Raw genomic sequence first — 25,281 nt, forward strand, 5'->3', positions numbered from 1 at the left:
CACTATGGCGCGATTGCAATCTATCCTGGATGTGGCAGGTTAGTGTATTAGCCTCACTGCGCCAAGCGCCTTTAGAGGCTATTGGTGTGCCGAAAAGCATTTGAAAGAGGGGGAGTGCGGTATGCAAGAGTCAGAGTTGCTCCAGGAAGGGCTTGCCCTTATGGGGTTGGGTATGGGTTTTGTGTTTGTTTTTCTTACGGTTTTGGTAATTAGCGTTACGCTAATGTCGAAGTTGATTAGCCGTTTCCAGCCTGCTCCTGTAGCAGCGCCAAGCGGCCGAAATAATGCAAAACCATCTGCACCGAAAGGCCAGGATGATGAAGTCATGGCAGTGATTAGTGCTGCAGTGCACCGTTATCGTTCTTCGCGCCGCAAGTAAGGCCCTAGTTTTGTAGCTATCCTACCGCTCAATTGCTAATTATTTTGTTAAATTTACTACAAATCCATAACGTAAAAATTGTGAGCCACGACCATGAATGAAACAAAACGTCCTCTGGGGATCACTGATGTTGTTCTTCGCGATGCCCATCAATCGCTGTTTGCCACCCGTTTGCGTCTTGATGACATGCTACCGATTGCCGAAAAACTCGACAATGTTGGCTATTGGTCATTAGAGACTTGGGGTGGAGCAACGTTTGATTCATGCATTCGCTATTTGGGTGAAGACCCTTGGGAGCGTATTCGGGCACTTAAAGAAGCTATGCCGAATACACCTCAAGCGATGTTGTTGCGTGGCCAAAACTTATTAGGCTATCGCCACTACGCCGATGACGTGGTTGATAAGTTTGTCGAGCGCGCCAAGACCAACGGGGTTGATGTGTTCCGCGTATTTGACGCGATGAATGACCCGCGCAATCTTGAGCGTGCCATCAAAGCGGTTCGCCAAGTAGGTGGACATGCGCAAGGCACTATCTCTTATACGGTTAGCCCGGTACATACCCTGGATAGCTGGGTAGAGCTTGCTAAAACCATTGCCGCAATGGGTGCTGACTCGCTGGCTATCAAGGATATGGCGGGGCTTCTGACGCCTTATATTGCCTATGACCTTGTCACGCGGTTGAAAAAAGAGCTGTCTATTCCCGTTCACTTGCATTGTCATGCTACTACTGGGTTGTCGACCTCGACAATTTTGAAAGCCGTCGAGGCGGGGATCGATAATGTCGATACTGCGATCTCTTCCATGTCCATGACGTATGGCCATAGTCCGACTGAATCTGTCGTGGCCATGCTCAAAGATACCGATCGCGATACCGGTCTTGACCTGGAGTTGTTGGAAGATATCGCCAGCTATTTCCGTGAAGTGCGCAAAAAGTATGCGGCGTTTGAAGGTTCGTTGCGCGGTATTGACTCACGCATTTTGATTGCCCAGGTGCCTGGCGGCATGCTCACCAACATGGAAGGCCAGCTTAAAGAGCAGGGCGCCGGCGATAAGCTTGACGATGTGTTGAATGAAATCCCCCGCGTACGCGAAGACCTTGGCTTTATTCCGCTGGTGACGCCAACTTCCCAGATTGTGGGTACCCAAGCAGTGATGAACGTGATGATGGGTGAGCGTTACAAGTCCATCTCCAAAGAAGTTCAGGCGCTGCTAAAAGGTGAGTACGGCTCCGCGCCCGCGCCGTTTAATGCAGAGCTGCAAAAACGCGTGCTCGAAGGTGGTGAACCGATCACCTGTCGCCCGGCAGATAACCTGTCACCAGAAATGGACCGACTAGCGACCGAGCTTAAAGAGAAGGCGAGCGCAGACAGCATTCGTATTGCCAGCGGCGAGCAGACAGTAGACGACGTGCTGACCTACGCACTGTTCCCGCAAATTGGTCTGAAATTCCTTAAAAACCGTGACAACCCGGATGCCTTCGAACCTGCCCCCCAAGTGGCTGAAGCGAAAAGCACTAACGTACCAGCAAAAGCCGAAAGCAAAGCGCCAGTGGTCTCGAGTGGCCCGGAAACGTACACCGTTAAGCTCAATGGCAAAGCGTTTGTAGTGGAAGTGTCTGAAGGTGGCGAGATAGGCGCGGTGCAGGAACAGGCGGCAGTGAGTACTAACGCACCCAAAGAGGAAACGTCTGCACCTAGTGGAGAAAGCATTGATGCACCGCTTGCTGGCAATATCTTCAAGGTCAATGTACGCCCTGGTGACCAAGTAGCGGATGGCGATGTGGTGATTATTTTGGAAGCCATGAAAATGGAAACCGAAGTGCGCGCCAGTAGTGCCGGTACCGTATCGAAAGTTAACGTCAGCGAGGGTGACAGCGTCGCCGTTGGCGATTCGCTGATCGAGCTTTAAGGGCATTTGGCAATGGAAAAACTAATTACCTTATGGGAGGGCTCGGGGCTTTATAACCTTGAGCTTGGTCAGGCGGCCATGATTTTGGTAGGGCTTGGGCTGCTCTATCTTGCCATTCACAAGAAGTTTGAGCCGTTGCTGCTGGTGCCAATTGGGTTTGGCGGCATTCTTGCCAATATCCCTGAGGCGGGCTTGGCAATCTCAGCGCTCGACCAAGCGATTGAGGTGGCAAAACCTGCTGTGCTGCAGCAGATAGCTTCCGTACTGGGCGCTACCCTTGATCCATTAAGTGGTGTGGAAGCTTGGCGAGAGTCGCTTAAAGCGATTGCCCACGACGCAGCGGCTCCCGATCAATTACGTGCGGCAAAGGATATTGCGGTTGGCGTAGGTTATAGCGATGGGATGCTCTATAACTTCTACAAAGTAGCGATTGCCTCTGGTATTGCGCCACTGATTATCTTTATGGGCGTGGGGGCCATGACCGACTTCGGCCCGTTGTTGGCTAACCCGCGGACGCTCTTTTTAGGAGCGGCTGCTCAGTTTGGCATTTTTGCCACACTGTTTGGTGCTGTGATGCTGACCTCGCTGGGGGTGATGGACTTTTCGCTTAATCAAGCGGCTGCCATTGGTATTATCGGCGGTGCTGATGGTCCAACGTCTATTTATGTATCAAGCGTATTGGCTCCTGAGTTGCTGGGTGCTATCGCAGTGGCGGCGTACGCCTACATGGCGTTGGTGCCGCTGATTCAACCCCCGATTATGCGTCTGCTGACCACCCAGAAAGAGCGTCAAATTAAGATGACGCAACTGCGTCCGGTATCCAAGCTGGAAAAGATCGTTTTCCCGCTGATGTTATTGATTGCCGTCGCGCTTTTCCTGCCTGATGCAGCGCCGCTATTAGGGATGTTCTGCTTTGGTAATTTGATGCGAGAGTGCGGTGTGGTTGAGCGCTTATCGGATACAGCGCAAAACGCTCTGATCAATATCGTGACGATTATCTTAGGACTATCGGTTGGTTCCAAGCTGATGGCAGATAGCTTTCTGGCATTCGAAACGCTGGGTATCTTGGGCTTGGGTATTGTGGCGTTTGGTATTGGCACGGCCGCAGGCGTGTTGATGGCGAAGCTGATGAACCTGGTCAGCAAAATGCCGATTAATCCGCTGATTGGTGCCGCAGGTGTTTCGGCAGTGCCGATGGCCGCGCGAGTGGCTAATAAGGTTGGCTTGGAGTCGAACCCGCATAACTTCCTGCTGATGCATGCCATGGGCCCTAATGTGGCAGGTGTTATCGGTTCTGCCGTTGCGGCGGGTGTGATGATTAAATATTTAGGTTAGAACCCGCTAGCAGTGCCATTGCGCAGTTATTGTTACGTGATGGTTAGCGACTAAAACGCGGCTTACCGAGCAATTGCTCGCGTAAGTCGCGTTTTTTTGTCAGAGATACCAATGATCTTATTGTGGCGGCACTTTTTGAATATCGAGTGCTGTCTTTAGGCGATTTTCAAGCGTAGCGAAATTTAAGGCCTCATCTCTTGGCCAGCCAATCGTGAGGCATACGCCGCTGCCATCGTACTCTGCCTGTTGGATGGGGATTTTCTGCTCGTCACACCAAGCGCGCGCGACTGCTTCATGGGCAAAGTTGACACGCAGTTGGTAGTTATCCCGTTCGACGACTTCGCGTGTAGGTAATGTTTCAATCCCAGCGTTAACCGACTGTGCGTAAGCCCGGGCAAGACCACCAGTGCCCAACTTGGTGCCGCCAAAGTAACGAATCACCACGCAGCCTATTTCACCCATCTGGCTACCGAGCAAGGCTTGATACATGGGTCTGCCTGCTGTGCCGCCGGGTTCACCATCATCAGAGAACCCTATGTGCGTTTGCTCTCCTGGCGGGCCCGCAATAAAGGCCGTGCAGTGATGACTTGCGTTGGGATGAGCGGTTTTTGCTGCCTGCAGCATTGCATAATAGTCAGCTGTGCTGGGTGCATGGCATATCCACGTGAGGAAACGACTTTTTTCAACCTCAATTTCAGCGGTATGCCATGTGGCGGGTGCTAGGTCTGGAACTCGGTAACGCAATCGATGCTCCCTAAAGCGGGTGGCGAATTAGTGGTGCCGAGTGTTGTTAGCGCCATGCTCGACGCCCATCACCATTCCCAGCACTTGAATATCACAATTATGCAGGAAGACGGCAGGCATGGCTGCATCTTCGGGCCATAAGTGAACGCCAAGTCGACTAATTGAAAGTTGCTTTAGGGCAACTTCTCGCTGGTTAATCGTCGCGATAGCGGTTTCTTGATGGCTACCGTGCTGATAACGGCGAATAATGATGACATCGCCGTCGAATAGATTGCATTCACGCATTCTGTTGCCACGCACGCGAAGCGCATACGTGTTGCGCCGCGTTACACGAGGTGCCGAATAAATAGGGCGACCTGTATTCGACGCTGTTTGAGATAGCGCATGTTGAGTTATGTTCAAGGGTGTTGGCATTGTCATCGTCATGCAGTTTTCTCCAATGCAGCGCCCGCTCCCTAGGCGTGTAATTGAGCAGATTGCTGTGTTTATAATCGGTAGTGTTTTTTCATACAGTGTTTGTAGTATAGACCTGTTTTTGCATACAGTGCTAGTGCTCTGCATTGTCTATTGTTCTTAAGCGAAGATTGGTTGAAATGTGATGCGACCCCAGACCGCAGAGAGCGACTGGCGAGAAAGGGGCTTTCCGTGTAGAGTTCGACGCAAAATCTACGTGCCTGGAGATATCCTTGAGCCTCTGCCTACAAGCCCGACAGCTAGCCTGTGAACGCGATGATCGTTGGCTGTTTGAGGGGCTAGATCTTGATATTCAACGTGGCGAAATAGTGCGCATCGAAGGCCCTAACGGGAGCGGAAAAACGACACTGTTGAAAATTCTCTCAGGCCAGTTGAGCGACTACCATGGCGACATTTATTGGAATGGCGACTCAATGCGCAAGGTGCGTGAACATTTTCTCGCCAATCTACTCTATTTAGGACATGCCCCTGGCATAAAAGCGGGTCTTTCTCCGCTGGAAAACTTAGCGTGGTACCAAGCGCTTAGCGGCGAAAAAGGCGACGATTGTCAGCGTGAAAAAGCGCTGGAACAGGTTGGGCTGAGTGGCTTTGAGGATGTACCCGCAGGGCAGCTTTCTGCTGGACAGCAGCGGCGAATTGCCCTTGCGAGACTGACGCTTACTAAGCGGGCATTGTGGGTCCTGGATGAACCTTTTACAGCAATTGATCGCCACGGAGTGGCAGCACTAGAAGCGCAGCTTGTTGCGCATGCCAACGCGGGAGGCTGTGTGTTAGTGACGACACATCATGAGTTAACCGCATCATCCGTGCTTAGGCGCGTTCAACTGGGGTAGAAGGAGACAGTGTTGCCAAGCTCACACGCCACGACAGGCATCCCAGAAATGTCGATGCATGCGCCCTCCGGTGGGCTCATGGTTGCCATTAGTGCCACCTTTAAGCGAGATCTAACGCTGTTGCTACGTCGTCGTGGTGAAGTGCTTAACCCATTGGTGTTTTTTGCCTTAGTGATTACGCTCTTTCCGATCGGCATTTCACCTGATCCCCAGTTACTGGCAGAAATAGCGCCTGGGTTGCTGTGGGTGGCGGCATTGCTAGCGGCATTGCTTTCTCTGGATAGTCTGTTCCGGAGCGACTACGACGACGGCAGTTTGGAGCAGCTACTGTTAGCCCCTCAGCCGCTGGCGGCGCTTAGCCTTGCCAAAGTTGCTGTTCACTGGCTGCTGACAGGACTGCCTTTGGCACTTATGGCGCCGATTTTAGGTATCATGTTGGCACTTCCTGCCGGTAGTTACATGGTTTTAGCGCTATCGCTGGCATTAGGAACCGCAAGCCTCAGCTTGATTGGTGCGATTGGCGCCGCGCTGACCGTCGGATTAGCTCGCGGCGGTGTATTGCTGTCACTGCTGGTGCTGCCGCTCTATATTCCAGTGCTTATTTTTGGTGCTGGCGCCGTGCAGGCCGCTATTTTAGGCGATGGTATCGCGGCGCATCTGGCTATTTTGGGCGCACTTTTAGCGATTTCGTTAATGCTAGCACCTTGGGCTATTGCCGCCTCGCTACGCATCAGCATCAACGGTTAAAGGACGAAAACACCATGTGGGCCTTTATAAATAAACTGAGATCACCCAAGTGGTTCTACGCGATTAGCGCCAAGCTTCAGCCCTGGTTCTGGGCAGCGGCGGTGCTCCTGTTACTGCTGGGAAGCGTTTGGGGGCTGGTATTTGCTCCCGCGGATTATCAGCAGGGCAATAGCTTTCGGATTATCTATGTCCACGTTCCTGCCGCTTTCCTAGCACAATCCATTTTTGTCTCAATGGCAATTTCAGGCTTGGTATTTATGGTCTGGAAAATCAAAGTAGCCGATATGGCTGCCACCGTGATGGCGCCATTAGGTGCGGCGATGACCTTTGTAGCACTTTTTTCAGGCGCAGTATGGGGCGTGCCTACCTGGGGAACCTGGTGGATGTGGGACGCGCGTTTAACGTCCATGCTGATTTTGCTGTTTTTGTATTTAGGTGTCATTGCACTGCGCGGCGCTTTCAGTAGTCGCGATAGCGGATCTCGTGCAGCCTCAGTGCTGGCGATGGTGGGCGTGATTAATATTCCGATCATCAAATATTCGGTGGACTGGTGGTACACCCTGCACCAGCCTGCCTCGTTTACGATTACCGGACGTTCGGCAATGCCCATGGAAATGTGGGCACCGCTGCTCATTATGGTACTCGGTTTCTACTGCTTTTTTATAGCGTTAACCCTGATGCGTACGCGCAGTGAAATACTGCGCCGTGAAACCAATAAGCGCTGGGTGCAAGAGCTAGTAGAGGAGGTGAGATAATGGCTTTTTCCTCACTTAATGAATTTTTTGCCATGGGTGGCCACGGGCTTTATGTGTGGGCTGCTTGGGGCATTACTGCGTTGTTGATGCTGGTGATAGTTTGGCATGCGCGCCTCGAGCGCAGCCAACTGCTGAAAGGCGTGAAGCGCCGTGTGCGCCGCCAAAATGCCCATCCCCAGGCCGCGCAAGCACCGGTTAACTCTGCTCAAAGGGACGTTCGTAATGACGCCTAAACGTAAACAGAAGCTGTTCGTTATTTTAGGGTTGGTTTCATTAACCGCGATAGCGGTGGGGCTGACACTTTATGCGCTGCGCTCCAACATCAATTTATTTTTTAGCCCGGTGCAAATTGCTCAGGGCGACGCACCCATGGAACGCCAGATTCGCGCGGGCGGAATGGTTAAAGAGGGGTCAGTGTCGCGTGATCCTGAAAGCCTTGATGTTGAGTTTACCGTGACGGATTACGTCGATGATTTGGAGGTCTACTACAGCGGGATTCTGCCGGATCTTTTCCGTGAAGGGCAGGGGGTGGTCGTGGTAGGAGAACTTCAGACAGATGGGCGCTTATATGCCGATAAAGTCCTAGCCCGCCACGATGAAAATTATATGCCGCCCGAAGTGGCGCAAGCATTAGAAGAGGCAGGTTACTCCCCGGCAGATTATCAGGCAAAAGCGGCTGAGGTGGGTAAGCGTTTGGAGCAGGAAGGCACCCCCCAAGCAAGCGATTATTAATGTCTTATCGTGTCAAGCAGGCGGTTATGCCCACTGCTAATTCGGAGCGCGCATGTTCATCAAAATGATTCCTGAAATCGGCCACTTTGCTCTGGTCATTGCCCTTTTAATGGCCGTGATACAAGCTGTGATGCCGCTGGCGGGGGCAGCTACTCGGCGTCCACTATGGATGGCTTATGGCAAGCCCATGGCAACAGGGCAGTTCTTCTTTATTGCCATTGCCTATTTGTGCCTAACGGCCAGTTACCTGCTGGATGACTTCAGCGTTGCTAACGTCGCCAACAATTCTAACTCGCTACTGCCCTGGTACTACAAGTTTAGTGCCGTGTGGGGAAATCATGAAGGCTCGGTCTTATTGTGGAGCTTAATGCTGGCTGGTTGGGGGTATGCCGCTTCGGTATTTTCCGGTGATTTGCCTCGCGATATGGTAGCGCGAGTGCAAGGCGTCATGGGGATGGTCTGCGTTGGCTTCCTACTATTTATCTTGATGACCTCCAATCCATTTGAGCGGCTACTGCCGAATATGCCTCAAGACGGGGCTGATCTTAATCCACTGCTGCAGGACTTCGGGTTGGTTGTGCATCCCCCGATGCTGTATATGGGGTATGTCGGTTTCTCGGTGGTATTTGCATTTGCCATTGCTGCGTTGCTAGGTGGGCGTTTAGACGCTGCCTGGACCCGTTGGGCACGTCCCTGGACTAATGTGGCCTGGGCATTTCTAACCGTAGGCATCGCGCTAGGTAGTTGGTGGGCTTATTACGAGCTGGGCTGGGGCGGCTGGTGGTTCTGGGATCCGGTTGAAAACGCCTCACTGCTGCCCTGGCTAACAGGAACGGCGCTGGTGCACTCGTTGGCGGTCACTGAAAAGCGCGGTTCGTTTAAAAGCTGGACAGTACTGCTGGCTATTTCAACCTTCTCGCTGTCATTAATGGGCACGTTTCTGGTGCGCTCAGGCGTCCTGACCTCAGTGCACGCGTTTGCTAACGACCCTTCCCGCGGCTTCTTTATCTTAATGCTGTTGGCGATTACCGTAACGCTTTCGCTGCTGGTATTTGCGCTGCGCGCGCCCCGTGTGAGCCACAAAGTCGGCTTTAATTGGTTATCCCGTGATTCGTTGTTGCTGGTCAATAATATTCTACTGGTCATTATGACGGTCACCGTACTGTTAGGGACGGTCTACCCGCTAATTTTGGACTCCCTTGGGTTAGGTAAAATCAGCGTAGGGCCTCCGTACTTTAATGCACTTTTTGTACCGCTAACGGTGGTGATGTGCATGTTTATGGGACTTGGTCCGATCGCTCGCTGGAAAAGCATGAATGCCAGTGAACTGTGGCGTAAGCTTTGGCTGTCAGGCGCTGCTGCGCTGGTCCTGGGAAGTGCTATGCCGTTGCTATATGGCGGCGAATGGAATCTGTGGGTCTCTTTAGGCATTATTTCGGCGCTCTGGATCGTACTGCCTATCGTGCGTGACGTGCTCGATAAAGTCCGCCATGCCAGCTCCTTTTTGGCTGGGCTGCGCAAGCTGTCGTTAGCGTATTGGGGCATGGTGCTTGGTCATGTGGGCATTGCGGTTACCATTGTTGGCGTGGCGGTTGTTTCCAATTACAACATCGAACGCAACGTGCGGATGTCACCGGGCACGACTGTTGAAGTGGCGGGGTATCAATTCACCATGACGGAACTGACCAATCGCCGCGGCCCGAACTTCCTGGCGGACACGTCCATCATTCAAGTGCAGCGCGGCGACTCCGGACGCAGTTTTGTGATGCGCCCAGAAAAGCGCCTCTATCTCGCTACCAGAATGCCCATGACCCAGGTGGCGCTTCGTCCCGGGCTTTTCCGCGACCTCTATGTCGCCATGGGGGAAGACCTTGGCGATGGTAGCTACGCGATGCGTGTTCAATACAAACCGTTTGTACGCTGGTTATGGCTCGGTGGGTTGTTGATGGCTTTCGGTGGCATTCTGGCGATAGTTGATAAGCGGTACCGTCGTGTCGTATCGCGCAAAGCGCCTGCTAGCCCGGCTTCTGCAACGTCTGAGTCTGCAACGTCGAAGGAAGCTATGGTATGACACGTCGTCTATTGCTTTTACTACTACCGATTGGCTTTCTGGGGATTGCCTTATTCCTTTATCAAGGGCTAGGGCGCGACCCTTCGCACCGCGACTCGGCGCTAATGGCCAGGCAGTTTCCTACGTTTGAAGCCACGACACTGCGCGATGAAAATCGCCAAGTTGATCAAACCCTGTTAACTGGCGATGTCACCCTGGTAAATGTATGGGGCGAATGGTGCCCCGCTTGTAAGCAGGAAATGCCGCAGTTGCTGGAGTTGGCTGATCAGGGCATTCGCATGGTCGGCATTAACTATCGAGATACTCGCGAAAAAGGGCTGGAGTTCTTGAGCGAGTTTGGTGATCCCTTCGAAGTTAATGTGTTTGATCCAGACGGTAGCCTTGGCTTTGATCTGGGGGTTTACGGTGCACCGGAAACCTTCTTGGTTGATGCTGACGGTGTCATTCGCTACCACCACAAAGGTTACGTGTCGCCGGAAGACGTTCGTGAACGCATTCTGCCGGAGGTGGAAAAATGGCGCTAATACGCTTAATGCTTACCGTCGCGCTGCTGACACTGACTAGCGGCGCGTTGGCCGGCGGTATTGAGATACGTGAGTTCGACGATCCTGTTATGGAGCAGCGTTACCATGATCTCACTGCCTCGATGCGCTGCCCTTTATGTGAGAACCAAGCAATCGATGATTCTGATGCGCCAATTTCCGCTGATATGCGTGAGCGTGTCTATCAATTGCTCCAGGATGGTCAATCGGATATCGAGATTGTTAACCATATGGTGCAGCGGTTTGGAGAGTACATTCTCTATAACCCGCGTTTAGAAAACCGTACTTACCTGTTGTGGGGATTACCGATAGGGTTAGTGCTGCTCGGTGTAGTGGTCGTCGTGATGATGGTTCGCGCTCGTCGTAATGCCTCAGCGAAAGCGCTTAGCGCCGAAGAACGTGCCCGTCTGGATGCCCTGATTAACCGCGAGAGGTCTTCATGACACCGCTGTGGATTGCGATTGCTTTACTATTACTCCCCGCGCTTTGGTTATTGATAGCGCCGATGCGCGATGCCCGCACGCTACGCGACAAGCTAGATCACTTCGAAGCTAACGATACCGCTGATGAGCAAAACGTGGCGATTTTTAAGCGTCGTTTGGCCTCGTTGGAAGCTGCTCACGAACGTGGCGATATGGATGAGGAGCGGTTTAAAGAAGACCGTCTGGAGCTAGAGCGTAGCCTGTTGGAAGACACTGCCAGCCGTACTAAGCGTCCCTTAAAAACGGCGACGGCGGGCAGGCTTGCTATTCCCTTGGTTATGGTAGCCGTGGTGGGGGCGAGTACGTTTTGGTATCAGCAAAACGGCGCGGAAGGCGATTTAACGCTTTACGCTATTCAGCAAGAAGTGCAAAACGATCCCGATGGCTCACTGGCCATGTATTTAGAACGCATGGAAGCAGAAGCCGAGCGTCAGCCGAATAACCCCAATGTGTGGAGTTCACTGTTTCCGCTTTACCGTGAAACTGGTCAGTCCGACAAGGCTGTCGATGCGTTAGAGCGGTTGATTGCTATTGAAGGGCGGATTCCTCCGCTGTTAGCGCAACTTGCTCAACTGCGCTTTTTTATGGCGGAACGCGAACTGACTCCCGAAGTACAGTCGCTAGTGGATGAGACGCTAGCGCAAGACCCACGCCAGCCCACAGTGCTCGGTTTGCTTGGTATCCATGCGTTTGATAATGGGGACTATGAAACAGCGATTGACCGCTGGCGTCGTGCTGTCGCAAACATAGAAGATCCCGAAACGGCATCTTCCTTGCGCGAAGGTATTCGCGTTGCTCAAGAGCGTTTAGGGGTAGAGCCTGAAGCAGCGGCGGTTGAGGCCGCCCAAAGCCAGGGCGTGCGTGTGACTGTCTCATTAGACGAAGCACTGATGGATAACGTCAGTGACGATGCTAGCGTGTTTATCACTGCTCGAGACATGAAAGGCGAGCTGCCGCCGTTGGCTGTTATTCGTGCCCAAGTGTCAGAGCTTCCCATGACTGTTGTGCTGGATGACAACGCGGCTATGTCACCCCAAGCGCAAATCTCCCAGGTGCGCGAAGCACGCTTAGTTGTTCGCGTTTCGCAATCTGGTCAGGCAACCCCTCAGCCTGGTGATCTGTTTGGCGATCTAGAGAGCGTAAGCGTTGGACCTATTAGTGAGGATGATGCGGCAAATGTTGTTATTGACCGCGTTTTTGAATAACGTCCACGCAAACAACCGCAGCTAAGGGTCGTAATGCGCTTAACCTCTATTCGTCTTGTTGGGTTCAAGTCTTTTGTCGATCCAGTAACGGTGCCCTTCGATGGCAATATGACCGCCATCGTTGGGCCAAACGGTTGTGGCAAATCTAATATCATCGATGCGGTGCGCTGGGTAATGGGGGAATCCTCAGCTAAAACCCTGCGCGGTGAATCGATGGCCGATGTTATCTTCAACGGCTCCACCGGTCGTAAGCCGATCAGCCAAGCCTCTATCGAGCTCAAGTTCGATAACCGCGATGGAGGCATGGGGGGCGTTTACGCGCAGTACTCAGAAATTGCGGTAAAGCGCTTAGTCACCCGCGACGGCCAATCCAATTACTTCTTTAATGGTCAAAAGTGCCGTCGGCGAGATATCGCTGATCTGTTTATGGGCACTGGTTTAGGCCCGCGTTCTTACGCCATTATCGGCCAGGGGATGATTTCACGGCTAATCGAAGCACGCCCCGATGACCTGCGTGCCACGCTGGAAGAGGCCGCGGGTATTTCAAAATATAAAGAGCGCCGCCGAGAAACCGAAAACCGTATGCGCCGCACCCAGGAGAATTTGGAACGCCTGGATGATATCCGTGAAGAGTTGGACAAACAGCTCGAACGCCTTAAGCGTCAGGCAGAAGCAGCCAAGCGCTACCAAGAGTTAAAGCAGCAGGAGTACCGGCTAAAAGGTGAGCTGGCGTTAGTACGCGGACGCGCATTGCGTGCTGAGCAATCTCACCAAGAAAGCCGAGTGCGCGAGCTGGAAATTGCGGTTGAGAAAGACGTATTTGGCGTACGTCAGTGTGAAACGCGCCTGGAACAAGCGCGTGAACAGCACGATGAACTTGCCGATGTGCTAGAACGCCACCAGCAACAGTTCTTTGAAACCACCACCCGTATTGCCCGCCTGGAGCAGGATCAAGCGCACCGCCGCAGTCGTGAAGCTCAATTGGCGAGCGATATAGCAACGGCGCGCCGCGACCTTGATGAGCAGCGCCGAGTCAGCGAAGGCGATCAAGAGCGACTTGTCGCGATAGAGGCTCGTTTAGAGGACTTGCTTCCAGAGCATGAAGCCCTTGAAGAGCAGCTAGAGACGCTTGAGCAAACCTTAGCGGATGCGACCCCCGCTCTTGAAGCTGCCGAACAGCAGTGGGCCGATGCAGAAAATCACTGGCGCGATGCTAGTCGGGAAGCGGACCGTAGCCAAGACCAATTACGCGATTTAGAGCAGCGTATTGCGCGCATGCAGGCGGAGAACCAGCGCCGCCGTCAGCAGCGTGGCGAACTTGCCGATGTCACTGAACTGCGCAATGAACACGCCGAATGCCAAGCCCAGCGGGAAGAGGCTGAGCAGCGTGCTGAAGCCTTTCAAACCGAACGTGACCATTGGCAGCAGCGCTATAGCGATGCCAAAGCCGCTTATCAGCAGGCCACCCAGGCGCGAGATCAGCAGCGTGCTGAACTAAGTCAACATCAAGGCGAACTCGCGTCATTGAAGGCGTTAATTGATGCCGCCTTAGCTGATCACGACCCAGATCTGAGCGATGCATTAGTGGCTCACGGCTTAGCCGATGCGCCACGTCTTGGTGAAGCGATTAGTGTTGCATCTGGCTGGGAGCGAGTGATTTCCTGGCTGCTTGCGCCGTGGTTAAACGCCCGTTTAGTGTCAGCGAACCAGCTAAACGCGCTGCCTAATGCCCTAGCCACTGATTGGTGCTTAATCGACCAGGCTGAGCGGCCAGCGACATCCGCGCAGCGCTTGGATTCTCTGGTGTCTGGGGCAGGTGCGTTAGGCGAATGGTTAGCGAGTATTCACTTCGCAGAAACGAACGAAGATGCTGAGACGCTACTAGGTAATTTGGCGCCTGGAGAGAGTGTTGTCAGCCGCGAAGGCGTATGGCGTGGACGCGGCTGGTTGCATCAACAGGCCAATGGTGAAGGTGTTGATGCACTGTTGGTGACACGCCGTCGGTTTGACGAATTAGACGCCCGTCTTACACAGGATGAAGACGCGTTAGCGTTGCTGGATGAGCAGTGCGAAGCCGCTAGCGAAGCCATTGAAGTGCTAGAGCAAACCCGTGAGCAGCAGGCTGAGCAAGAGCGTGCCCACGCCGCTTCGCTCCAACAGCTTGCGGTGAAAGAGCAGCGACTAGCTCAGCGCCTAGAACATTTAGAGAGCCGCGCCACTGAGTTGGATGATGAGCTCGCCCAACTACAAGAGGATGAGGCGGAGTTAACGCTCACTTTAGAAGAGCAGCGCGCGCGCTGGCATGCAGCGATGGAGCAGTTAGAAGCTGCTGCCGAAGCCCGTGAAACCAGTGCTGAACAGCGTAGTCGCCAACGTGAGCAGCGTGACCAGTTAAATCAACAACATGCTCCCATGAAGGCGCGTCAGCAGGCATTGGCGCTAGAGCGAGAGCGATTAAATGCTGAGCGGGATAGCCTGCGAGCCCAACAAAGTCGTAGTAGCGATAGTGAAGAGCGCCTTTCGCTGCGTATTGCTGAGTTAGAAGAGTCACGGGAAATGCTGGTAGAGCCAGACGAACTGGCTGCTGAAGAATTAGAGGAGTTGCTACACCAGCGCGAGCAGCAGGAGCGGCGTCTTAATGATACCCGCCAGCAAGCTCAGGCATTGGCAGAGCAACTGCGCAACGACGAGCTGGCTCGCCAGCAGCACGAGCGCAACTTGGAACAGAGTCGTGAACAGTTACAACAGCGGCGTATGGATGTACAAGCGCTGGCGCTGAAAGCGGCAACCCAAGATGAACAATTAGCTGAGCTAGGCCATGATCCCGATGCTTTAGCAGAGCACTTGCCTAGCGACGCCAGTGAAACTGCTTGGCAGGAGCGGTTGGAAAACACCACAGATAAGATTCGCCGTTTAGGCGCCATTAACCTTGCCGCGATCGAAGAGTACGATCAGCAAGCTGAACGGCGTAACTACTTGGAAGCTCAGCATGCTGAGCTTACGGAAGCATTGGAAACGTTAGAGCGGGCGATTAAACGCATCGATCAGGAAACTCGCGTTCGCTTTCGAGAAACATTTGACCAGGTTAATACGGGTCTACAAACGCTATTTCCACGGGTTTTCGGTGGGGGAGCTGCTTGGCTAACCCTCACCGGGGATGATTTGCTGGAAACCGGTGTGGCAATTATGGCGCGGCCGCCTGGTAAGAAAAACAGCACTATTCACCTACTCTCAGGGGGAGAAAAGGCGCTAACAGCACTGTCGCTGGTTTTCGCAATTTTCCAGTTGAACCCTGCGCCTTTCTGCATGTTGGACGAAGTCGATGCGCCGCTGGATGATGCCAACGTAGGGCGCTACGCCAAACTTGTTAAAGAAATGTCTGAAAGCGTTCAGTTTATCTATATCACCCATAACAAAATTGCTATGGAGGCTGCTGAGCGCTTGATGGGTGTCACCATGCAGGAGCCTGGTGTGTCTAGGCTTGTTTCGGTAGGGATTGATGAGGCTGCAGCACTGGTTGACTAAGTGCTTTCTCAGCAAATTTGACGCCTTCAATGGTGGTGAACTAAACGAGTTTTCACCCATTAAAAGCCTCGGGAAATATGTAAAAATCGCGGTAGAGCAAGCCTATGACGGGTTGTGTGCTGAACCGATAGTGAGTCTTTCTGCTTTTGCTTAGCTATCCCAGATTAGGTTCATTAGTGGCTATTGATAGCGTTTATTTCTTCATTTTTTTATTATAAAATTCCTTTTTTATCAATGATTTATATTTATTCTAGGTTTCTGATTAACTGCTTTGATCATGGGCGCTGAGGGCTGCTCCTGCTAAAGCGTATCGTGCAGTTAAGCATGTTCATCTATCTAAAATTGACAAATCTGAAATGTGAACTTTCATTACCTTTGTATAGCGTTAGTTAAGGGTTTAAAACATATATGCTATGATTTCATTAGCTATTAAATACTACTCGTTACGACGGAATTTTTGGTGACGTAGGTTTGTAATAGATAGGTTTGTAATAGATATGTTTGTAATAGATAGGTTTGTAGCAGAATAGCTTTTGATCGAACAGCAGTTGGCTGGGCAATTGAGCAGAAGAGCAGTGGCGTTTCGTTACGTTACGTAAGTTTGAATGTGGGCTTGTCATGTTACGGTGTGAGAAGGCGAGCCAAGGGAGCGAAATTTCTCCCTATAGAAAGCAGACGATGATGTGACGATGTGTCCTGTCGGGATAAATTAGCGCTAAAATGGCACTTTTCTTGGTTGATATAGTCAAAGATTTGGCCTAAAACCACCTTGTAGGAGTGTTAAAGCGTGAAAATCTGCAAAAAGTGGCCCTTTTCGTAGCAACCGCGCTATGCTTGATGATAATTAGCTAATTTCGGATATGTTACGTCATTAGGCATTGCGCCTTTGCAACCGGTATATTGACCCATGGAATGCTCGACATGGAATTAAGAGAGTGGTTAATCATTCTAGGACTGGCACTGGTTTCGCTCATCGTAGTTGACGGTGTGCGAAGGCTTCAGCGCCAACGCCGTGTGCCCCGTCTGGATCAAGCAGTTAAAGACTTGCCAGCCGCTAAATTCGAAGAATTTAATGATGAAGTCAAAGAAGCGGAAATAAACTGGGAACTGCCTAACGGTGGTGCCCGGGTCGTCAAGCCTGCTGACTACAGCAACCTTGGTCAAAAACCTAAGCTGGAACGCCAAGAGCACCCAGGGCCTTCCAAAGTACTGTCTGATTTTCGCCGTTCTTTTTCCAACTCTGCCAGTTCGGCCAAGTCAAAAGCCAATGCGCATTTTTCGTGGTCTCGTAAAAATGAGCCTCGAAAACATGAACAGTCTTCTGCTGTCGGGCATCCCACGTCGACGAGCCATACATCCGTTCAGCCAGATACTGCTTCAGCCGAGCACACGTTAGGCATGTCTGCAATTCCTGAACCCGAGCGCCGGGAGCCTAGCATATTTATGGCTGATGAGAATCCCAGCAATACAGTTAGCAATGAAACTCAGCACACAGACGCTACTCACCAAATGACGAGTAGCCAGCCTGCCGCTACAGCTGAAGCCCGTCGCCCTGACAGCCACGATTCACAGTCAGTACCTGAACCCACCGAGCATTACGAGTCAGGCGTTAGCGGTCAGCAAGTTGATGTTGAGAAAGAACAGCCAACGGCTCAACACGAAGAAGCTGCTAATCTTGAAGCTAACAGCCGCCTAGAGGCGGTATCAGTTGGAACTGGTGAACAAATTGCATCAACCGTAAAGGCTTCAATCGAAAAAGCGTCAGAAGAACCCAGTGCTGCAGCTGAGCCGACTGCAGAAGCAGAGCCGACGCTAAGAGTTGAACCTGAAGATGCAGTACAACATGCAGCTGATACGCCCAGGCGGCGTCAATTGCGTTCTGATACCGTCGGTGGAGACAGAGAGCTAGATGACGACGAGGTTGATGAATACCGCTTGGTCGACTTCGAAGGCATTGGGCGTTCCTTTAAACGTCGCTTGATTGAGCGTCGTAAAGAGAAAGAGCGTAAGAAAGCAGAGAAGGCGAAACGTGCGGAAGCACTAGCCAAGCAAAAAGCAGAACGTAAAGCACTTGAAGCCGAGCGTAAAGCGCTTGAGGCGCAGCAGCGGCGTGAAGCAAAAGAGGCAGCCGACGCTGAAAAAGCGCGTATTGCTCAAGAGCAAGCCGAAGCGCGTGAGGCCGCTGCAATGACCGCTGCCGCGGAGCGAGAGGCTGCGCAATATAATGAGCCGACGATTTCTGCGCACGATGAGAGTTATCACGATGTTGATGACTACGATGATTATGTGCCTGAAACGGGACATCGGGATAACGTTGTACGTACACACCCCACGTTAGAAAAAGCGTTACGTCACGATGTTAATAGTGAGCGGGCTAGAGATGCGCTCACCGACGCTTCTGAAATGGTCGTGATCAGTGTGCTTTCGCGGGAGCCTGAAGGTTTTGATGGCGGTAAATTGCTTGAGCTAATCATGGCCTGCGGTCTTCGATATAGCCGTGAAATGGGTGTCTTTCACCGTTTTGAAACAGAAAGCTTCGATAGCGAACTGCAATTTTCAATGGTGAATGTACTTAAGCCTGGTACGTTCCCCATTGAAGAAATGGATGAGTTTGTGACCCCTGGTATTACGTTCCTGATGCCGCTGCCCGGCGCCGAAGATAGTTCAGCAGCGTTTGAAGCGATGGTCGAAACGGCGATGGTTGTCGTACGCCATATGGGCGGTGAGCTTAAAGATGAAAACCGTAGCGTAATGACGGCGCAAACCATTGAGTTTGCAAGGCAGCGCGTTCATGACTTTGAACGTCGCCATCGCTTGCATCGCCAACTGCAAGCGCGTTAAGCGTCGCGTTTCGTTAACACCCGCCTTCCCAAAGAAGGCGGGTGTTTTTGTTACTAAACACCTGTTTTTTTGTATGCCGGAACATCTGAATGAGTCAGCCTGAGAAAAAACTTCTGGAAGAGATTAGCCAACTGCGCGCCGATCTTGATGATGCAAACTACCGCTACTATATATTAGATGAGCCTAAGCTGACCGACGCAGATTACGACCGCAAGCTGCAGCGGTTGAAGCAATTGGAGTCCGAATACCCCGATTTAGTCTCATCGGATTCCCCTACCCAGCGCGTGGGGGCTGCACCAGCGGAAGGGTTCCCTGAAGTCGCTCATGCGATTCCCATGCTTTCTTTGGATAACGCATTTAGCCGTGATGATATTACCGCCTTTGCTGAGCGTGTCGCTGAACGTTTGGAGTGTCAGGCTGATAGCGTTGAGTTTAGCTGTGAGCCAAAGCTCGACGGTGCCGCAGTCTCTTTAGTGTACGAGCAGGGCGTATTGGTTAGTGGTGCAACCCGTGGTGATGGCCGAACCGGAGAAGGCATTACATCGAATTTGCGCACCTTGCGGTCTGTTCCGTTAAAGCTAATGGGCGACAACATTCCTGCATTATTAGAAGTACGCGGCGAAGTTATTATGCGCCATGCGGGCTTTGAAGCGCTGAATGATCGAGCCAGAGAAGAAGGCAGCAAGGTATTTGCTAACCCGCGTAATGCGGCGGCTGGCAGCCTGCGACAGCTCGATCCGCGGATTACCGCAACGCGCCCATTAGAGTTTCATGCTTATCAAGTTGCCCGGCTCGATATGACGAACCTTGGCGATGGTGAGCTGAGCAGTAGCCCAATGACAACTCATAGTCAGCAAATGGCAAGGCTAAAGGCATGGGGCTTTCGCTCCAGCACGGAGCTCCGCACTGTCAATGGTCCTGAGCTGGTGGCTGATTACTGCGAGCAACTGGGTGAAAAGCGAGACCAATTGGGTTACGACATCGATGGCGTCGTGATTAAAGTAAACGATCTGCGCCACCAGCGAGAGCTTGGCTTTGTGGCACGGGCGCCACGCTGGGCGGTAGCATTTAAATTTCCTGCTCAGGAAGAAGTCACGACCCTTAACGATGTAGAGTTTCAGGTAGGCCGTACTGGCGCGATTACCCCAGTTGCTAGGCTAGAGCCTGTCACCGTTGCTGGTGTGACGGTATCAAATGCTACGCTGCATAACGCAGATGAGATCACCCGCTTAGGTGTCATGATTGGTGATACGGTGGCCATTCGTCGGGCAGGCGACGTGATTCCCCAAGTGGTACGAGTCGATATCGACAAGCGTCCTGCCCAGGCGCGCGTGATTACCTTTCCCGAGCACTGCCCGGTGTGTGGTTCGGATATTGAACGGCTGGAAGGCGAGGCGGTCGCTCGTTGCTCGGGTGGGCTTTATTGTGCCGCGCAGCGTAAAGAGGCGCTGAAGCATTTCGCCAGCCGTAAAGCGCTAGATGTCGATGGGCTGGGTGAGAAGCTGATTGAGCAGTTGGTGGATCTGGACTGGGTGAAAACGCCAGCAGACTTATTTCATCTCACCGCTGAGCAGCTTCAGACGCTGCCACGCATGGGGGAAAAGTCCTCGACCAACTTGGTAAATGCCCTGGATAAGGCTAAGCACACCACGTTGGCTCGTTTTATTTACGCCTTGGGTATTCGCGAAGTAGGCGAAGCCACAGCGGCAAATTTAGCCAGCTACTTCGGTACACTTCAGGCCTTGCAAGAAGCTGATCAAGCGGCGCTGGAAGCGGTGAATGATGTTGGTCCGATTGTCGCCGCCCATGTTCACACTTTTTTCCGTCAACCCCATAATCTGGCAACGCTGAAAGCACTGCTTGATGCTGGCATCATGTGGCAAGAGAGTGAAGTGACGCAAGGCCCGACGCCCTTAGAGGGACAGACCTGGGTGCTTACCGGTACGATGGACACCATGACCCGCGATGAAGGTAAGGCGCGGCTGCAAGCGCTAGGCGCTAAAGTGGCGGGTAGTGTTTCCAAGAAAACCACCTGCCTTGTGGCAGGCGAGGCCGCAGGCAGTAAATTAACCAAAGCAGAGCAACTGGGCGTTGAAGTGATCGATGAAGCCACCTTTATCGAGCGTCTAGCTGCCTGGGAGCAGAGTGAATGAGCCGTTTTATCGAAGTGCCAGCACGCATGCTGCCGCCGGAAACGCTGGATGCTTTGCTTGAAGCATTTGTGACACGCCAAGGATACGATACAACCGATACTGGCGCAGGTATGAGCGGCTGGGTAGCCGAGCTTAAACAGCAGCTTGAACGTCACGAGCTGATTATTGCCCACGATCTTGAGTTAGAAATGACCGAGGTGATGACTCTCGCCCAATGGCGCTCCTTTGGGCGAGATCTTGCCGATGATGAGGAAGAGGGCGATTACTGAGCGCGTACTAGCGCACTGATAATCCGTCGCCCAGGGTGCAAGTGATCCACTAACGATAGCTCTAGCGGCATCGGCTCATCACACATTCGCGAGGCAATGATTTCGGCGCAGAGCGGAGCGCTGGAAAGGCCCCTAGAGCCGTGCGCGCTAGATATCCACAGCCCTGAATGGTGCTCTCCTAGGGTATCTGGCACGTTCGAAGCATCTTTTTGCAGCACCGCGTAATCCTGCTGCCATGCGTCGGCATTGGGCACAGGCCCCGCGTAGGGGCTTTTGTCAGGGCTGGCTGCCCTTACCGCAGCACGACCTGCTAGCGTGTCGGGGCTTAGCGTTACGCCCGCCGTTTCAAGGGTGGCGACCCATTCAGGCAGTGTTTGGCGTAGTTCATCAATATTGCGCTGATGGTCTGCTGTTGTAACGTCGTTCGTGGCGTTATTAGGCACAAAGCTGGCTCCAAACGTCAGTACGCCCTCCACTGGCGGCGACACATAGCCACCAGCGCATACCACACGTTGCGGGCCTTGAACTCCCTCGGGCAGCTTCATTTCACTCACCTGGCCGCGAACCTGCTGTAGCGGTAGCGCTGCAGTTTGTTCAAAGCGGTTAGCCAGAGACGCATTGGCTACCACAACGTGATCAGCGGTCAGCGTTTCTCCGTTGGCCAACACGATCTGCCAAGCTTTACCGTCGGGCTGAAGGGTTGTTACTTCCCCCTGGTGCAAGGTGATATTCGCGTGCTGTAGTAGCTGTTCGCAGAGTAATTTGGGGTGCACCCAGCCTGCCTGGGGATAAAACAGTCCGTGACTCGCTGTGATCGGAACACCCACCAGCTCGCCAAGCGTCTCGGTTTGAGCGGACACCACCGCTTCTGGCAGCGGGTGGCGTGCCATAAAGCGCTGTTGGCGAACGGCCTCCTTGTCGCTTAACGCCAGTTGTACCACGCCACATGGTTGCCACAGCGGCGCTTCCCGTGGTGTTGCTGAAGCCCGCTGGCTAAGCCAGCGCTGGCTGTAGAGAAGGCCTGATAAATAGAACCGGCTCTGGTTGTTCGTTTCCGCAGCTAATTTTACATACAGCGCTCCCTGACGATTACCGGAGCCACCGGCACCAGGGGTATCGCGTTCAATGACCGTTACCTGAACCCCACGCTTGGCTAACGCTGCGGCCACGCTGCAACCGGCCATGCCTGCTCCAATGACGGCCACATGGTTAGCTGGCCTTGCCGCAGGCGGCGTGAACCATGGTGTTGACTGGCGGCGATTGTCTTTGGGCGGTGCGTCGATATAGCCCGCTAACATTTCCCGCTTGCGCCCAAACCCAGGCACCTTCTGCCAGTTAAACCCTGCTGCTTTTAACCCTCGTTTAACGACGCCGGCACAGGTAAACGTGGCAAATGTTGCCCCAGGGCGAGAGCGTGCTGCCATGGCTTCGAACAGCTCAGGCTGCCACATTTCGGGGTTTTTAGCAGGAGCAAAGCCATCTAGGAACCATGCATCGACTTGACCGTCGAGTAGGTTCAGTCGTTCGGTGGTGTCGCCAAAGTGCAGATCGAGAGTCACTCGCTCGTTGAGATGAAGGCGGTGAATGCCGCTGACGGCTTCAGGCCATTGGGCGCATAGCACTTGTGCATAGTGTGCTAATGAAGGCCAGGCGCTTAGCGCGCGCTCAAGAGATACTCGGTCAAGCGGAAATTTCTCGGTGGATAACAGATGAAGACGTGCAGTACTCGGTGCGTGTTGTTCAAAACAGTCCCACGCGCACAGCATATTAAGCCCGGTGCCAAAGCCTGTTTCGCCAATCACAAAAGCGCGGCTGTGTCTCCAGTCCGCAAAGCGCTTAGGAAGGTGATTCGCCCCCAGAAAAACGTGCTCGGTTTCAGCCCGGCCATCTTCCCTGGAAAAATACACATCGTCGAAGGCCTCTGAATGGGGGGATGCCTCGTTCCAAGTGAGTAAAGGAGCCGTTAACGCCGCGAGCGGGGGCAGGGCAGTAGAGCGTTGAGTCACGCGGGTATCCCCGTACTGATGAAGTTTGTGTTAAAGATAGGTTAAAAATTGATCAACTTGTTGATAAGGGCATCAGCTCTAGCTTTGGGGAAAGCGTCCGCCGAGTTTTCACAGAGTTTTCCACAGGCTCTGTGAAAAAGAAGGCGGACTCTTCACACTCGCCTCTATCGGTCAAGGCATTACTTTTTTAAATGGCTTAACAATTACCTTGGCATAGACACCAGCAATGATGTACGGGTCGGCGTCAGCCCAGGCTTGCGCGTCCTCAAGGCTGTCAAATTCGGCAACGACTAAGCTGCCGCTAAAGCCTGCATCGCCTGGGTTATCGGTATCAATAGCGGGGTGGGGGCCAGCCAGAACCAAACGGCCTTCATCACGCAGCTTTTCCAGGCGACCAAGGTGATCCGGGCGTGCCGCTAGACGGCGCTCCAAGCTGTTGGATACATCTTCACTGATAATAGCGTAAAGCATGGGGATAACTCCTTGAATGCTAGGGCGGTTGTTCCGTACTGAATTGACCGCGCCCCTGTAAGCGCGCACCATGGTGAGCGCCTGTATACCGTTAAGGGAAAACAGGGTGCCTGTTTTATTCACACCACCCTATTCTGACAAACTCGCCACACGGCGTCATGCTTATGCCCCTACTTCCTGCGAACTATCTTCCTGTAAACCATCTGCCCCGCGTGTTTGATGCCGACCAGCGTTATACGGTGGATTTACACATGCACTCTACCGCGTCAGATGGCGCGCTGACCCCTACCGAGTTGGTAAAACTGTGCGCTGCACGTGGTCTTACCCACATGTCGCTGACAGACCACGACACCATGGAAGGTATTGAAGAAGCGGGCATCGCGGCTCAGCAAGCTGGGCTTTGCCTGGTGCCTGGCTGTGAGTTATCCACGCGCTGGCAGGGAATTAATATCCATGTAGTGGCGCTTATGCCCGGCGGCTTGCAAGGGCCTCTGGTCGAAGGGCTTGCACTGCAGCGCGAAGCACGGATCAAACGTGCTGAAGTGATCGCCGAGCGGTTGGAAAAAATGGGCTTACCTGATGCGCTCGAAAAGGCACGCGCCCAGGCAGGCAGCGACCGCCCCTTAGGCAGGCCTGACTTTGCCCGCGCGCTGGTCGCTGAAGGAGTGGTTGATGACTGGGCAGGCGCGTTTAAGCGCTATTTAGGCAGTGGTAAAAAAGGCGATGTAAAAGCTCATTGGCCGGAAATCAGTGATGCAGTAGCCTGGGTGGTGGCCTCAGGTGGTGTGGCAGTGCTGGCGCACCCGCTGCGCTATGGGCTTACCCGGCGCAAGCGAGGTTTGCTGATGGATACCTTTCAAGCCGCCGGTGGGCAGAGCGTTGAGCTGGTGAGTGGTCAGCAGAATCCAGACAGCACTCGCGATCTCGCTCGGCAATTAGTGGAGCGTGACTTATACGCCTCCATGGGCAGCGATTTTCATTTTCCTGGCAGCCACGCCGCCCCCGGCAGTATGAGCTTAATACCGCGCACTGCTGCGCCGCCGATTTGGCAGCATCCGCGCTTAGTTCATTTGCGCGATGCGCCCAGTGGTATGTTAGGTCCTGGGTCTTAAACCGCATATCGGCTAACCTAGAAACTAAATGGACAACGATATGCCCAAGGGCAGGAGCAAGCGATGAGTCAATATTTTCAGATTCACCCCGAAAACCCGCAGAAACGCTTGATTGATCAAGCGATAGATATTATCCGCAAAGGTGGTGTGGTCGCGTATCCGACGGACTCGGGCTATGCACTGGGTTGTCACTTAGGTGAAAAGAAAGCCATTGAGAAGATCAAATGGCTGCGCTCGTTAGACGATAAACACAATTTCACGCTGATGTGTTCGGATCTTTCCGAGATTGGCACTTACGCGAAAGTGGATAACGCAGTGTTTCGGCTGCTGAAGGCTCATACCCCTGGCCCATACACCTTTATTTTGGATGCTACCACAGAGGTGCCGCGCCTGTTGCTGCATCCGAAGCGCCGCTCCATTGGCGTGCGTGTGCCTGATCACCACATTACCCACGCGCTGCTTGATGCGTTAGGTGAGCCGTTGATGAGCGTCACGTTAATTCCGGTAGGAGAGACCCTGCCAATGAGCGATCCTGAGGAGATTCGCGACCGCTTCGGGGCACACCTTGATGCCATTATCGACGGCGGTGCCTGCCATCTTGACCCCACGAGTGTGATTGACCTACGCGAGCTGCCGCCCAAAATTGTGCGGGAAGGCCGCGGCGATATTACGCCGTTTACGAGTTAACACCATTCTC

At 53.1% G+C, this 25,281-nt stretch carries 22 protein-coding genes; 18 read left to right on the forward strand and 4 right to left on the reverse strand.

The annotated features are described in order from the left end of the window. Positions 1–121 precede the first annotated feature (121 nt). From K7H08_RS04300 to K7H08_RS04310, 3 genes are all read left to right on the forward strand, one after another. Positions 122–379 (forward strand): OadG family protein, encoded by a 258-nt coding sequence (locus K7H08_RS04300; protein ID WP_038481684.1) that lies wholly within the window; start codon positions 122–124, stop codon positions 377–379. Between the two features lie 93 nt (positions 380–472). Continuing rightward, positions 473–2,287 (forward strand): sodium-extruding oxaloacetate decarboxylase subunit alpha, encoded by a 1,815-nt coding sequence (oadA, locus tag K7H08_RS04305; RefSeq protein WP_038481687.1) that lies wholly within the window; start codon positions 473–475, stop codon positions 2,285–2,287. Positions 2,288–2,299: 12 nt separating this feature from the next. Further along, the gene (locus K7H08_RS04310) at positions 2,300–3,622 is read left to right on the forward strand and encodes a sodium ion-translocating decarboxylase subunit beta (protein ID WP_038481690.1); all 1,323 of its coding nucleotides are present in this window, start codon (positions 2,300–2,302) and stop codon (positions 3,620–3,622) included. A gap of 117 nt (positions 3,623–3,739) precedes the next feature. Here the strand turns inward: K7H08_RS04310 and K7H08_RS04315 are convergent, their stop codons facing one another. Both K7H08_RS04315 and K7H08_RS04320 read right to left on the reverse strand, forming a co-directional pair. Beyond that, on the reverse strand, positions 3,740–4,366 hold the full coding sequence (locus K7H08_RS04315) for an IMPACT family protein (RefSeq protein ID WP_038481693.1): 627 nt from the start codon (positions 4,364–4,366) through the stop codon (positions 3,740–3,742). A 27-nt stretch (positions 4,367–4,393) separates the two neighbouring features. Then, entirely contained in the window at positions 4,394–4,792 is a 399-nt protein-coding gene (locus tag K7H08_RS04320) for a LexA family protein (RefSeq protein WP_038481696.1), read from the reverse strand. 260 nt (positions 4,793–5,052) lie between these two features. Between K7H08_RS04320 and ccmA the strand changes: the two genes are divergently transcribed. The 13 genes from ccmA (at position 5,053) to K7H08_RS04385 (ending at position 20,995) form a co-directional block, all read left to right on the forward strand. Continuing rightward, positions 5,053–5,673 carry a cytochrome c biogenesis heme-transporting ATPase CcmA gene (ccmA, locus tag K7H08_RS04325; RefSeq protein ID WP_038481699.1) on the forward strand — a complete coding sequence of 207 codons (621 nt, stop codon included), beginning with the start codon at positions 5,053–5,055 and terminating at the stop codon, positions 5,671–5,673. 48 nt (positions 5,674–5,721) lie between these two features. Next, positions 5,722–6,420, forward strand: coding sequence for a heme exporter protein CcmB (gene ccmB, locus K7H08_RS04330; protein WP_172422509.1), 699 nt, complete (start codon positions 5,722–5,724; stop codon positions 6,418–6,420). Between the two features lie 14 nt (positions 6,421–6,434). Continuing rightward, positions 6,435–7,175, forward strand: coding sequence for a heme ABC transporter permease (locus K7H08_RS04335; protein ID WP_038481706.1), 741 nt, complete (start codon positions 6,435–6,437; stop codon positions 7,173–7,175). Then, positions 7,175–7,408, forward strand: a complete 234-nt coding sequence (gene ccmD / locus K7H08_RS04340) for a heme exporter protein CcmD (RefSeq protein ID WP_198348585.1) — start codon at positions 7,175–7,177, stop codon at positions 7,406–7,408. The genes K7H08_RS04335 and ccmD overlap by 1 nt, the downstream gene beginning before the upstream one ends. Continuing rightward, positions 7,398–7,907 (forward strand): cytochrome c maturation protein CcmE, encoded by a 510-nt coding sequence (gene ccmE, locus K7H08_RS04345; RefSeq protein WP_038481712.1) that lies wholly within the window; start codon positions 7,398–7,400, stop codon positions 7,905–7,907. The genes ccmD and ccmE overlap by 11 nt, the downstream gene beginning before the upstream one ends. A gap of 52 nt (positions 7,908–7,959) precedes the next feature. Next, on the forward strand, positions 7,960–9,978 hold the full coding sequence (locus K7H08_RS04350) for a heme lyase CcmF/NrfE family subunit (protein WP_038481715.1): 2,019 nt from the start codon (positions 7,960–7,962) through the stop codon (positions 9,976–9,978). Then, complete coding sequence (locus K7H08_RS04355) at positions 9,975–10,502, forward strand: DsbE family thiol:disulfide interchange protein (protein ID WP_038481718.1); 528 nt, start codon at positions 9,975–9,977, stop codon at positions 10,500–10,502. Before K7H08_RS04350 ends, K7H08_RS04355 begins: the two co-directional genes overlap by 4 nt. Beyond that, complete coding sequence (locus tag K7H08_RS04360) at positions 10,493–10,963, forward strand: cytochrome c-type biogenesis protein (protein WP_038481721.1); 471 nt, start codon at positions 10,493–10,495, stop codon at positions 10,961–10,963. Before K7H08_RS04355 ends, K7H08_RS04360 begins: the two co-directional genes overlap by 10 nt. After that, positions 10,960–12,207, forward strand: coding sequence for a c-type cytochrome biogenesis protein CcmI (ccmI, locus tag K7H08_RS04365; protein ID WP_198348584.1), 1,248 nt, complete (start codon positions 10,960–10,962; stop codon positions 12,205–12,207). The genes K7H08_RS04360 and ccmI overlap by 4 nt, the downstream gene beginning before the upstream one ends. A 33-nt stretch (positions 12,208–12,240) precedes the next feature. Continuing rightward, a complete protein-coding gene (gene smc, locus K7H08_RS04370; RefSeq protein WP_120385685.1) occupies positions 12,241–15,732 on the forward strand; it encodes a chromosome segregation protein SMC in 3,492 nt (1,163 codons plus the stop codon). 921 nt (positions 15,733–16,653) lie between these two features. Beyond that, entirely contained in the window at positions 16,654–18,573 is a 1,920-nt protein-coding gene (gene zipA / locus K7H08_RS04375; RefSeq protein ID WP_231657290.1) for a cell division protein ZipA, read from the forward strand. A gap of 89 nt (positions 18,574–18,662) precedes the next feature. Further along, entirely contained in the window at positions 18,663–20,726 is a 2,064-nt protein-coding gene (gene ligA, locus K7H08_RS04380; RefSeq protein ID WP_231657291.1) for an NAD-dependent DNA ligase LigA, read from the forward strand. Beyond that, positions 20,723–20,995 carry a YheU family protein gene (locus K7H08_RS04385; RefSeq protein WP_125745817.1) on the forward strand — a complete coding sequence of 91 codons (273 nt, stop codon included), beginning with the start codon at positions 20,723–20,725 and terminating at the stop codon, positions 20,993–20,995. The genes ligA and K7H08_RS04385 overlap by 4 nt, the downstream gene beginning before the upstream one ends. On the opposite strand, the gene mnmC is transcribed toward K7H08_RS04385, so the two are convergent. After that, on the reverse strand, positions 20,989–23,001 hold the full coding sequence (gene mnmC / locus K7H08_RS04390) for a bifunctional tRNA (5-methylaminomethyl-2-thiouridine)(34)-methyltransferase MnmD/FAD-dependent 5-carboxymethylaminomethyl-2-thiouridine(34) oxidoreductase MnmC (protein WP_231657292.1): 2,013 nt from the start codon (positions 22,999–23,001) through the stop codon (positions 20,989–20,991). The genes K7H08_RS04385 and mnmC overlap by 7 nt on opposite strands. 171 nt (positions 23,002–23,172) lie before the next feature. After that, positions 23,173–23,472 carry a YciI family protein gene (locus K7H08_RS04395; RefSeq protein WP_038481742.1) on the reverse strand — a complete coding sequence of 100 codons (300 nt, stop codon included), beginning with the start codon at positions 23,470–23,472 and terminating at the stop codon, positions 23,173–23,175. Positions 23,473–23,636: 164 nt separating this feature from the next. Here K7H08_RS04395 and K7H08_RS04400 point away from each other — a divergent pair, with 164 nt between their 5' ends. Together K7H08_RS04400 and K7H08_RS04405 are read left to right on the forward strand one after the other, a co-directional pair. Continuing rightward, positions 23,637–24,584: a PHP domain-containing protein gene (locus K7H08_RS04400; protein WP_198348581.1), complete on the forward strand. Its 948-nt coding sequence runs from the start codon at positions 23,637–23,639 to the stop codon at positions 24,582–24,584. Positions 24,585–24,647: 63 nt separating this feature from the next. Next, positions 24,648–25,271 carry an L-threonylcarbamoyladenylate synthase gene (locus tag K7H08_RS04405; protein ID WP_038481748.1) on the forward strand — a complete coding sequence of 208 codons (624 nt, stop codon included), beginning with the start codon at positions 24,648–24,650 and terminating at the stop codon, positions 25,269–25,271. Positions 25,272–25,281 lie beyond the last annotated feature (10 nt).

Source organism: Halomonas sp. IOP_6 (genome assembly GCF_021151565.1).
Taxonomy (GTDB): Bacteria; Pseudomonadota; Gammaproteobacteria; order Pseudomonadales; family Halomonadaceae; genus Vreelandella; species Vreelandella alkaliphila.